The organism is Antarcticibacterium sp. 1MA-6-2 (assembly GCF_021535135.1).
Classification (GTDB): domain Bacteria; phylum Bacteroidota; class Bacteroidia; order Flavobacteriales; family Flavobacteriaceae; genus Gillisia.
Genome location: NZ_CP091036.1, coordinates 2,460,401 through 2,471,986, shown reverse-complemented (window position 1 = coordinate 2,471,986; position 11,586 = coordinate 2,460,401). Strand labels below are relative to the sequence as shown.

At 38.9% G+C, this 11,586-nt stretch carries 6 protein-coding genes and 4 pseudogenes; 8 read left to right on the top strand and 2 right to left on the bottom strand.

Features of this window, described 5'->3' with window-relative positions; genetic code table 11:
* Positions 1-123: 123 nt before the first annotated feature.
* The 5 genes and pseudogenes from lptC (at position 124) to LZ575_RS12540 (ending at position 4,392) form a co-directional block, all read left to right on the top strand.
* Positions 124-687, top strand: coding sequence for an LPS export ABC transporter periplasmic protein LptC (gene lptC / locus LZ575_RS12560; RefSeq protein ID WP_235324890.1), 564 nt, complete (start codon positions 124-126; stop codon positions 685-687).
* The gene (locus LZ575_RS12555; RefSeq protein WP_235324889.1) at positions 684-875 is read left to right on the top strand and encodes a hypothetical protein; all 192 of its coding nucleotides are present in this window, start codon (positions 684-686) and stop codon (positions 873-875) included. Before lptC ends, LZ575_RS12555 begins: the two co-directional genes overlap by 4 nt.
* Positions 876-881: 6 nt before the next feature.
* Positions 882-2,173: pseudogene (locus tag LZ575_RS12550) on the top strand (hemolysin family protein).
* A 97-nt stretch (positions 2,174-2,270) separates the two neighbouring features.
* Positions 2,271-2,664, top strand: a pseudogene (locus tag LZ575_RS12545) (SurA N-terminal domain-containing protein); the annotation flags it as partial.
* The gene (locus LZ575_RS12540; RefSeq protein ID WP_311196109.1) at positions 2,653-4,392 is read left to right on the top strand and encodes a peptidylprolyl isomerase; all 1,740 of its coding nucleotides are present in this window, start codon (positions 2,653-2,655) and stop codon (positions 4,390-4,392) included. The pseudogene LZ575_RS12545 and the gene LZ575_RS12540, both read left to right, overlap by 12 nt.
* Positions 4,393-4,732: 340 nt before the next feature.
* On the opposite strand, the gene LZ575_RS12535 is transcribed toward LZ575_RS12540, so the two are convergent.
* Positions 4,733-5,653, bottom strand: a complete 921-nt coding sequence (locus LZ575_RS12535; protein WP_235324888.1) for a GYDIA family GHMP kinase — start codon at positions 5,651-5,653, stop codon at positions 4,733-4,735.
* Positions 5,650-6,965 (bottom strand): annotated as a pseudogene (locus LZ575_RS12530) (hydroxymethylglutaryl-CoA reductase, degradative). Before LZ575_RS12530 ends, LZ575_RS12535 begins: the two are co-directional and overlap by 4 nt.
* A 197-nt stretch (positions 6,966-7,162) precedes the next feature.
* Here LZ575_RS12530 and LZ575_RS12525 point away from each other — a divergent pair.
* The 3 genes and pseudogenes from LZ575_RS12525 to LZ575_RS12515 all read left to right on the top strand — a co-directional run bounded on the left by LZ575_RS12525 (position 7,163) and on the right by LZ575_RS12515 (position 11,583).
* Complete coding sequence (locus LZ575_RS12525; RefSeq protein ID WP_235324887.1) at positions 7,163-9,331, top strand: S9 family peptidase; 2,169 nt, start codon at positions 7,163-7,165, stop codon at positions 9,329-9,331.
* Positions 9,332-9,353: 22 nt separating this feature from the next.
* A pseudogene (locus LZ575_RS12520) lies at positions 9,354-10,973 on the top strand (peptide MFS transporter).
* 67 nt (positions 10,974-11,040) lie between these two features.
* Positions 11,041-11,583 (top strand): thioredoxin fold domain-containing protein, encoded by a 543-nt coding sequence (locus LZ575_RS12515; protein WP_235324886.1) that lies wholly within the window; start codon positions 11,041-11,043, stop codon positions 11,581-11,583.
* Positions 11,584-11,586 lie beyond the last annotated feature (3 nt).

Genomic DNA, 11,586 nt, shown 5'->3' with positions numbered 1-11,586 from the left:
TGCAGCCTACAGAGGTAGAGCTCCTCAAAAATCTGAAATTTTCCAGGCTGGAAAACAAGGAGAGACTATTAGCATAGGATGTTGGATAGGAGAGAGTGTAAAAGTACCTGCATTGTAAAATTAATGATTACATATCAAAAAATAATTTCAGGCATTGTCACAGTGATCACTGTGACAATGCTTTTTTCATGTGAGGGTAATTTGAATAAAGTAAGGGCACTGGAAAACCCCGGAGATAGTCCTCAGGCTATAGGTGAAAATCTAAACTTGATCTATACAGATTCCGGTCGTGTGGTAGCTACCCTTAAAAGCGATAAAATGCTTGACTTTACCAATCTCCCTTTTCCTTACCGGGAATTTCCCAATGGGGTGGAAGTTGAATTTTTTGATGAGGAGAGACGAAAGAATACGGTTACCGCAGACTATGGGATTATTTACGACGAAACAGATTTAATTGACCTGCAGGGAAATGTAGTATTAGTGACAAGCGACAGTACAAGACTGGAGGCAGATCAACTTTACTGGGATCAAAATCTTGGCTGGGTTTTTACTGACAGGGCTAATACTATAAGTTTTGCCAGTGGTGCCCGCAATAGGGGACAGGGCTTTGATTCCGATTTAAATTTCACTAATTTCCGTTCGCGTACCAATATTGGAGTGCAGGTAATTGAGGAGACCAAAAAATGATGAAGTTTTTTAAATATTTTGAATACGCATACCTGTTTATAGCAGCCCTGTCTTTATTTGAAGCGATCAGGATTTGGAATACCGAAAGAAACAGGGCCTATATTTTTGCCTTCTTTGTAGTGGTAGCAATTTTTATGTTCTTCTTTAAAAGACGCTTCAGGAGAAAAATAGAAGAACGGAACCGCTAGTTCGCTATGCAGTACGAGATATTTATCATTATTGTGACATTAATTTTGTCAGCGTTCTTTTCGGGAATGGAAATAGCCTATGTTTCCTCCAATAAAATTTTTATTGAAATAGAAAAGAGGCAAAGCGGGATCCTGGCTACAGTTTTAAAGCGGCTCACAAAAAAACCTTCAAAATTTATTGCCACCATGCTGGTGGGAAATAATATTGCGCTGGTAGTGTATGGTTTCTTTATGGGAGATCTCATAATGAACTGGCTTTACAGCTATCAACCGTATTCAAAATGAATTTTTAAGTTTATTGATAGTAGACTTTAGTTTACTCACTCAAACTATTATTTCTACGCTTGTTATACTTTTTACTGCGGAATTTCTTCCAAAGGTTTTCTTCCAGATATATTCGAATGTTCTTCTGAAGTTTTTTGCCATTCCGGCCTATTTGTTCTATCTGTTATTCAGCTTTGTATCAGATTTTGTGATCTGGATTTCAGATTTTATTCTGAAGCGTTTTTTTAAAACCGACGGGGATGAGGTACAACTTGCCTTTACGAAGGTAGAACTGGGGAATTTCATTAGTGAACAAATGGAAACAGTAGAGTCCAGTGAAGAGGTGGATTCTGAAATTCAGATCTTTCAGAATGCTCTGGAATTTTCAGATATAAAAGCAAGGGAAGTGATGATTCCACGTACAGAAATTGTTGCTGTAGATCTTACTACAGCTCCGGGGGATCTTGTTCAGAAGTTTACAGATACAGGCCTCTCAAAGATCCTGGTATTTAATGAAACCGTTGATGATATCATTGGTTACATACACTCCTTCGAACTTTTCAAAAGACCAAAAACACTTAAATCTATCCTGTTGCTTAGTCCTTTTTGTGCCTGAAACAATGTGGGTGAAGGATGTCCTCAATATCCTGATGAAAAAAAGGAAAAGTATAGCTGTGGTTATCGATGAGTATGGAGGTACAAGTGGAATGATAACTATTGAGGATATCGTAGAGGAACTTTTTGGAGAAATTGAAGACGAACACGATCCTGTAATTCTCATAGAAGAAAAGCTGGGAGAGGATCATTATAAATTTTCTGCACGTCTTGAAGTAGATTATCTCAACGAAACCTACAAACTCGATATCCCGGAAGGAGAAAACTATGAAACTTTGGGAGGGTTTATTACAAACTTTACCGAAGAGATCCCGCAACAGTTTGAAGAGTTGAATATTGAAGACTTTCATATTAAGATCCTGGAGGTTTCCACCACCAAAATTGAATTGGTCGAGCTGGAAATAAGAGATAAGGATTAAATTCTTTCAGGCGTTAATATTTTGCAAATATTAAGTTTTTTAATTTACCTAAAAACACTATTTTCGCCCACTATATTAGATTAAACAATAACTAGAAATGGCAGTATTAAATAAAATTAGACAACGTTCTGTTTTCTTGATCATAATTATTGCATTGGCCTTATTTTCATTCGTTTTGGCCGATGTGATTCGCAATGGCGGGATGAGTTCACAGAAATCTCAAAATGTTGTTGCCACTGTAAATGGTGAAGAAGTAAGCCGTGAGGATTTTTGCAAGGCAGGTGGAGGCTTACCAGCAAAATATGGGACCCAATGCTTCAACAACCCAGGCTGTAAATCAGGTTTGGGATTTTAAGCTTCGGGAGGTTATGCTTAAGGAGCAGTTTGAAGAGCTGGGAATTGAAGTGGGTGAGGCACAGGTAAGACGAGCGCTAAGAATGCAGTTGGCTCAAAATCCTAATTTTACAAATGAAGCAGGAATGTTTGATGAAAACAGGCTTCAGGAATATGTTGCCAATCTTAAAGCTACTTCTCCACAAGCATACCAACAGTGGGTTGCTTATGAAAACTCAATTGCTGAAGGGGCCCGGGAAAATATATATTTTAACCTGGTAAGAGCTGATCTTGGTGCCACTTTACTGGAAGGGGAGCAGGCATACCGTATGGAGAATGACAATGTTGACTTTAAATATGTTCAAATTCCTTACACTACTGTTCCTGATTCTGAAGTTCAGGTTACAAAAGAAGATATCCGTAGCTATGTAAAAAATCATCCCAAAAGGTTTAAGTCAGACAAAGCCCGGGATCTACAATATATCGTTTTTCAGGAAGAAGCATCCAGCCAGGATGAGGCCGAAGCAAAACAGGAAATAGAAAGTGTGCTTGATGGAAGAGCGCAATTTAATTCTTCTACAAGTTCTAATGATACCGTTGCAGGTTTTAGAACTACAAATAATATTGAAGGATTTGTAAATCAAAATTCTGATATTCAATTTCAGGATAGATTTATTTTTAGAGACCAGTACCAGGGAGAAAATGTAGATGCCATCTTTAATCTTCAGCCGGGTGAATTGCTAGGACCCTATAAGGAAAATGGATACTGGAAAGTGACCAGAATGCTTGAAAAACGTCAAATGGCAGATTCAGCTAAAGCAAGCCATATTATGGTTACCTGGCAGGGTCTTCAAACTGCCAATGGTGCAACAAGAACAAAAGAAGAAGCAAAAACTCTTGCCGATAGTCTTGCACAGGTTGTGAGAGGGGATAAAGAAAAATTTGCAGAGCTTGCAGCGCAATTTTCTGCAGACCAGGCTTCACAAACTCAGGGAGGGGATTTAGGATTCTTCCGCCCGGGTGATATGATTCCGGCTTTTAATGATTTTGTATTTGAAAGCACGCCGGGGAGCGTTGGTGTTGTAGAAAGCGATTTTGGTTACCACGTAATTAGCGTAGTAGAAAAAACATCTGAAGAGGAAGCTGTAAAAGTGGCAACTATTGCCAGAGAAATTCAGCCATCAGAGCAGTCATTGAACGATCTTTATACAAAAGTGATTCAATTTGAAATGGAGGCCAAGAACGGCAGTTTTGTCGATGCGGCTAAAAAGGATAACGTACAGGTTCGTACTGTAAAGGATGTGAAAGCTCTTGATGAAAATATTCCCGGAGTTGGCGCTCAAAGGAGAATTGTGCAGTGGGCATTTGGAGAGGATATTAAAGCAGGAGACATTAGTAGATTTGAAGTACCGGGAGGATATGTTGTAGCCCAGGTCACTGCAGTAAAGGAAGAAGGTTTAATGAGTGCTGAAGATGCTTCAGCCACTGTAACTCCTATTCTTACTAAACAGAAGAAAGCTGAAATAATTAAGAGTAAAATTAGTGCCAATAGTCTAGAGCAGATTGCGCAAAATCAAAATGTAAGTGTGCAAACTGTAAACGCTGTTAACCTTAAAAATCCTACTATCGCCGGAGCAGGAAATGAGCCGGAAGTCGTAGGAACTGCCTTTGCTCTTGAGCAGGGAGAATTGAGTAAACCAATCCAGGGTAACAACGGGGTGTATGTGGTAGAAGTAACTACTATAAACCGTGCTCCCGATATGGAATCCTATAGAAATTTTGCTACTCAACAAACCCAGCAAAGAAGACAGGGAGTACAGGAAAGAGTGTTTGAAGCTCTAAAACAAAATGCAGATATAGAAGATAACAGAGCCAGGTTTTACTAGACCTGGAGATAATAATAACTGAAGCCCTTGCATATAATGTTAGGGCTTTTTTATTGGTGGGAAAGAGGTTTGGCAGCCGGAGAAGGATGAGTCAGGTTTGGATGTAGATTAGACCTCACAGGTTTTTAAAACCTGTGAGGTCTTTGGAAAACCTGTGAGGTCTTTGGAAAACCTGTGAGGTCTTTGGAAAACCTGTGAGGTCTTTGGAAAACCTGTGAGGTCTTTGGAAAACCTGTGAGGTCTTTGGAAAACCTGTGAGGTCTTTGGAAAACCTGTGAGGTCTTTGGAAACCTGGAATCGCGGGAAAGGAGGAATCTCTCAAGGAGGAAACTTCAATGACCTATAGGATCATTTCAGAATATGGAATGACCACTCTAAAACCTTTTTTTCTGAAATAATTTTTTGCCTCATCATCTCCTGTGGCAAGTATAAAGTCACCACCCCAGCCTCCCAGACTTTTGATGCTGCCTTTAAAATCTGAAAAATGTGTTGTCTTTATTTTGGGAATATCAATCACCCTGGAAATAACAGTCTCATGAATTTCCATTAAAAGTTCAAATTCCTGAAAATCCTCACAGGAGGTAAAGCTACTTGTGAGACCAGAAACTTTATCCACAGCTTCCTGCAAATCTTTACGGGATTGCTTCCTGTAGTGAGCAATAGAAGAGCGGCTGTTTTGTTTTTGATTTAAATAAACGAAAAAGAGCTTATCAGGGAAGGGAGGGTCAAAATCAATATTAAGGACACTGCGACCCTTATCCTGAAGCTGATAAGTTACTGCCTGCTCTGCCTGTGCTGCTGCAATATCATACCCGCTTCCTCCAAAGGTCTTTTCAAGCAAAATATAAGGATCTATTTGGAACCAGGAAGCAATGTTGTTTACAAGAGTAGAAGAACTTCCAAGACCCCACTCCTTCTCAAATTCAAGCATTGTGGTGACAATGTAATTCAGTCCGGAACCGAATACTTTCTGATTCATCTGGTGGGCAGCTGTAAGGATCTTTAACAGGGTTGTTTCAGCTTCATTAGAAGAAGTTTCATTTTCTTTCTGAAAGCTGTTCTGGTCCAGAGAAAATTTGAAATCCAGCCACGGCTTTCCATTTTTGTCTAAAGCTGTCCAGCCAGTCATCTTTCCTTCTGCAGGTAATACCTCCAAAGATTGTCCAGGTTTTGTAGGCAATGCTAAAGCGAGTGCGCCATCCAGTACCAGGTATTCCCCTGTTAATAAAAGTTTACCGTTGCTGCGATATTTTTGGATCATTGTCTAATTTTTTCCAGATGCTCTACCACTCCGCTATGGGTGACCGTATTATGTTTAAAATAGTTTATTAACTCTTCCTTCTCCTCTGGAGTGGCATTTTGCTGATTCAGGATATTCATAAGGTGCATTTTCATGTGCCCCTGCTGAATGCTTAGTGGTTACCAGTGATTTTATTGCTGCAAAGTTTTGAGCTAATCCTGCTACTGCAATGATCTCCATTAATTTGGAAGCTGAAGGTTTCTGCAGAATTTCGAGAGCGACTTTCACGAGGGGATGAAGATTTGTAAGCCCACCCACAGTACCAACAGCTAGTGGAATTTCCATCCAGAATTTGAAATGATCTTCTTTTACTTCGGCATGGGTAAGACTGCTATAAGTTCCATCTTTCGCGGCATATGCGTGTACGCCATTTCCACCGCTCTAAAGTCATTACAGTCGCCAGGACCACGGCATCTATTCCGTTCATAATTCCTTTGTTGTGGGTGACTGCACGATGGGTTTCCAGTTCAGCTATTTTAATGGCTGTTACAAATTTTTCAGCAAAAGCATAAGGATCATTAATTTTCTCATCCTTAAGGTCTTCTATAGGGCAGGAAACTTCAGCTCTTACCAGACATTCCGGTACAAAGTTGGACAGGATGCTTATGATAATTTCCGGGTGCTTTTCTTCTTCAGAAAACTGCTCATTTTCAGCAGCCGCAGTTCGGAAAACTTCCGCAAATTTCTCCAGGCAGGAATTAATAAAATTAGCACCCATGGAATCTTTTGTCTCAAACTTGCAATGCAGCTGATAATAATTTTCAAGAAGTGCTGTCTTATCCCGCAGTTCAATATCAAGTACTCCACCTCCTCTTTTTTCCATATTCCGGGTAATACCCGCTACTCCATCCAAAAGGCGAGGCTTAACATCATTAAAAAAGGTTGTGAGCTTTTCTTTAGCACCTTTAAAAAGAAAGTGAACCTGCCCAACCTTGGTAGTATTTAGCACTTTTACTTTAAAGCCGCCTCTGCTGCCCCAGAATTTTGCTGCTTTACTGGCTGCTGCAATAACAGAACTTTCTTCAATGGCCATAGGAATGGCATACAATTCCCCGTTAATATTAAAATTAGGAGCAATACCAAAAGGCAGATAAAAGTTGGTTAAAGTATTTTCTGTAAATTCCTCATGAAGACGCTGCAGGTCGGGATCATTATTCCAATACTGCCGAAGAACATTTTCGGTAGTGGGAGAATCTCTTAAGTAAGTATTTGACAACCAGGTAATTTTCTCTTCCTTGCTAAGCTTAGAAAAACCTGTTACGGGCTTAATCATACTAATTATAATTTGTGATGCAAAGATACAATTACTAAGACTATTACTAAAAGTCCTTTTCTATATTGAAAATGGGAGGAAGAGCAGAGCAGTACAGGTACTGCGCATTAACAAAGTCTTAGTATTTAACAGTCCCAAACTCCATTTTTTGCTGAATTTTTAGTAAACTTGGCCAATTAAAAATTTTTCTACTTTTTATGAAGTTACCCCACGTACTGCTGGCATTTTTATTTGTAGGTGCTACTACAGTTTTTGCACAGGAAAAAGAGATTACACTCGAGGAAATATGGAACGGAACTTTTAGCCCGGAGCGTCTTGAATCTTTAAAATCTTTAAATAACGGAACAGAATATATTGTTCTTAATCAGGATCAAAATAGCGGCACCAGCATAGATGTTTACGATTACAAAAGTGGGGAAAAGAAAAGGAGCCTTCTCCAATCTTCCAAATTAGACGGTATTAAAAGGTTTCAGGGTTACCAGTTAAGCGATGATGAGAATAAAGCTCTGCTCGAAACAGGTTCTGAACAAATCTACCGCCACTCTTCCCGGGGAATTTATTACGTTTATGACTTTTCTACAGAAACCCTGACAAAGCTTAGCGAGAATAAGGTGCAGGAGCCAACTTTTTCACCTGATGCTTCTAAAGTTGCGTATGTCTATGAAAACAACATTTACATAAAAGATCTGTCAAGCGGTAACGAAGTGCAGGTTACAGAAGATGGAAAGAAGAATGAAATTATAAACGGAATTACAGATTGGGTTTATGAAGAAGAATTCGGCATTGTGCGAGCATTTGAATGGAATGCCACAGGAAACTACCTTGCTTATTTGAGGTTTGATGAAAAGGAAGTTCCGGAATTTTCAATGGACGTTTTTGGAGAAGAATTATATCCCGAAGCTTCAACTTTTAAATATCCAAAAGCAGGGGAAAAGAATGCCGAAGTTTCCCTGCATATTTATTCGGTTGCGGAAAAAACATCCCGAAAGGTGGAATTGGGGAATTATGAAGATTTCTATATCCCACGTATAAATTGGACCAATGATCCGGCCATTTTAAGTGTGCAGGTATTAAACCGTCATCAAAATAATTTGGACTTAATCTTTGTTAACGCAAAAACACTTGAAACCAAAGTTGTTCTAAACGAAAAAGATAAGGCTTATGTGGATATTACCGATAATTTGACTTTTCTTAAGGATAACAGCTTTATCTGGACCAGTGAAAAAGATGGATTCAACCACATCTACCACTACGACGAAACAGGGAAATTGATTAATCAGGTAACCAATGGAGATTGGGAAGTTACCCGCTATTACGGCTTTAGCCCTAAAACGAATACCATTTTCTACCAAAGTACCGAAAACGGAAGCCTTAACCGTGACGTGTATTCTATAAAAGCTAATGGTAAATCAAAAAAACGACTCACTAATAAAGAAGGGACAAACAGTGCAGACTTCAGTACAGATTTCACCTACTTTATAAATACTTTCACTAATACAAGTACTCCCTATACCTACACCTTACACGAAGCCAAAACAGGTAAACTGGTAAGAGAGATCAAGGATAATAACGAGCTGCTGGAGCTTTCGAAAGCTTATGATTTTGCTCCCAAGGAATTGTCAACCATTACAGTTAACGGAAATGAGCTCAATATGTGGATGATAAAACCAACAAATTTTGATGAAACAAAAAAGTATCCTCTCCTAATGTTTCAATATTCCGGTCCCGGCTCACAATCTGTTTCCAATACATATTATAATTCAAATGAATATTGGTACCAGTTGCTTGCAAACGAAGGATATATTGTTGCAGCTGTAGATGGAAGAGGTACAGGGTATAAAGGAGCTGCATTTAAAAAAGTGACGCAGAACGAGCTAGGGAAATACGAACTTGAAGATCAAATCGCTGCAGCAAAACTTTTTTCAGATTATGATTACATAGATGAAGAGAGAATAGGGATCTGGGGATGGAGCTATGGCGGGTTTATGTCTACCAATGCAATTTTAAAGGGAAATGATGTCTTCTCTATGGCCATCGCGGTAGCACTTATGACCAGCTGGAGATTTTACGATACCATTTATACTGAAAGGTATTTGACCACTCCGCAGGAGAATCCCTCAGGATATGATGAAAATTCACCATTATCGCACGTGGAGAAGCTTAAAGGGGATTACCTCCTCATTCATGGGAGTGCTGATGATAATGTTCATGTACAAAATACCATGAGACTGGTAGAAGCACTTATCCAGGCTAATAAACAGTTTGACTGGAGGATCTATCCCGATAAAAATCATGGGATCTATGGTGGGAATACGCGACTTCACCTGTATACCCTTATGACAAAATTCATTAAAGAAAAACTATAATAACCCTACATAAATAAATCATATGGAATTCAAATTTGGAGGATCAGAGCACAATCAAAAGACGGTTTTAGGCCATCCGGCAGGTCTGTTTATTCTTTTCTTTACCGAAATGTGGGAGAGGTTTTCCTACTATGGGATGCGGGCACTACTTGTTTTATTCCTGGTTTCTTCCATAATGGACGAAGGATGGGGTTGGGAACGTTCAGAAGCTCTGCTTTTATATGCATGGTACACTTGTCTTGTCTACGTTACCCCCATTTTTGGTGGTTTAATTGCAGATAAAATCATGGGCTACAGGAATGCCATTATTCTTGGAGCATTTTTAATGACACTAGGCCATGCTTCTATGGCTTTTGAAGTTTTTACTGACATCTTTTTTTATTTAGGATTGGGATTACTTATCATTGGGAATGGCCTCTTCAAACCTAATATTTCTTCAATTGTGGGTCAGCTTTACCTCAACCAGGGTAAAGAAAAGGATGCAGGTTATACCATCTTTTACATGGGTATTAATGCTTAGTGCCTTCTTGGGAATATTACTTTGCGGTTATATAGGAGAAAGCGTTGGCTGGCACTATGGTTTTGGTCTTGCAGGGATCTTTATGTTCTTTGGAATGTTGCAGTTTTATTTTGCCCAGGGAATTTTTGGTAGGATAGGTTTAAGACCCGATAAAATAGACGGTTATGTTGACCAAAGAACCATTACAGGAGAGGTTGAGGATGAACAGGGGAACAGGATTAAAGATAAATCTTTCGAAGAGGCTAAACCTCCGGTAGAGGAAAGCCCAAAAGTTACTAAGGACAGGCTAATTGTGATAAGTGTATTAGCATTTTTCACCATCTTCTTTTGGTGGGCATTTGAACAGGCAGGAGGTTCCATGACCATTTTTGCAGCAGATTATACTGACAGGGTTCTTGTAGGTGGGGGAGCCTTAACTTTTAAGATATTTAATACATTATTGACCGTTATTCCATTAATGATTATTACCTGGGTTCTTATAATGCTTTTTCGCCAGACCTTTAAAAATTATCCTCTGGCAAGTTATGCTTTGGGAGCCAGTTTTGTCATCATATGGGGAATCGTTATATGGATGTTAATGAGACAATTTGAAGAAGAATCACCTGAAGTTCCTGCATCGTGGTTTGGAATCTTAAATTCCTTCTTTATTATTGCTTTTGCACCACTCTTCTCGAAAATATGGCAGAGTAAACTCAATCCCACCGGGCCTAGGTTAAATTTGCAATTGGATTAATCCTACTGGGTATTGGTTTCGCCATTCTTTCCTATGGTTCTATGGGGATTCCAGTAGGGGCGAAAACAGCTTCTGTAAGCATGATATTTCTAATTTTTGCGTATTTGTTCCATACCCTGGGAGAATTGTGTGTTTCTCCGGTAGGTCTGTCTTATGTAAGTAAGCTGGCCCCGGTAAAATTAGTAGGTTTAATGTTTGGTGTCTGGTTCGTTGCAAATTTTATTGCTAACCTTATGGCAGGTGTTACAGGTAGCTATATTGATCCTATAGTTGAAGAATATGGAATGACAACTTTCTTCCTCATTTTTACACTCATACCTATAGCAGCAGGAATTGTGATGTTGATGCTCAACAAAACTTTAATCAAAAAAATGCACGGTATACGTTAAGCTCATTTTTTAATTATCAGGAAATATTAGGAATGATAATTGAATAGGGCTTTTAAAAATTTACAGAATGAAACTAAGATATTTTGCATTTTTCTTCTTTTTAGCTCTGGGTGTTTCTCAGGCGCAGGAAATTAAATGGATGAGCATGAATGAAGCTTTGGCTGCCCAAAAGAAAGCGCCAAAGAAGATCCTGATGGATGCTTATACCGACTGGTGTGGCCCGTGTAAACTTATGGATCAAAAAACTTTTACAAATAAGGATGTGGTGAACTATGTCAATAAACATTTTTATGCAGTAAAATTTAATGCTGAAGGAACCGAAGAAGTAATGTACCGGGATTTTAATTATACCAATCCTAATTACGACCCTAACCGTAAGGGGCGTAATAGTCAGCACTTTTTTGCAAATGCACTAAAAATAAATGGCTATCCAAGTCTGGTTTTTTTTGATGAACAATCTAATGTCATCGCGCCTATAGCTGGATATAGAACTCCGGAACAATTGGAGATCTATTTAAAAATGATTGCTAAGGATGATTATAAAAAATTGACTACCCAGGATGCCTGGCAGGAATACGAGAAGAACTTTAAAGGAAGTTTTAAGAACTAAAAG

Bases quoted from the DNA above. Each gene is read 5' to 3' on its own strand.
- lptC (WP_235324890.1), top strand. From the start codon at position 124: ATGATTACATATCAAAAAATAATTTCAGGCATTGTCACAGTGATCACT.
- LZ575_RS12555 (WP_235324889.1), top strand. From the start codon at position 684: ATGATGAAGTTTTTTAAATATTTTGAATACGCATACCTGTTTATAGCA.
- LZ575_RS12540 (WP_311196109.1), top strand. From the start codon at position 2,653: ATGTTTGATGAAAACAGGCTTCAGGAATATGTTGCCAATCTTAAAGCT.
- LZ575_RS12535 (WP_235324888.1), bottom strand. From the start codon at position 5,653: ATGATCCAAAAATATCGCAGCAACGGTAAACTTTTATTAACAGGGGAA.
- LZ575_RS12525 (WP_235324887.1), top strand. From the start codon at position 7,163: ATGAAGTTACCCCACGTACTGCTGGCATTTTTATTTGTAGGTGCTACT.
- LZ575_RS12515 (WP_235324886.1), top strand. From the start codon at position 11,041: ATGAAACTAAGATATTTTGCATTTTTCTTCTTTTTAGCTCTGGGTGTT.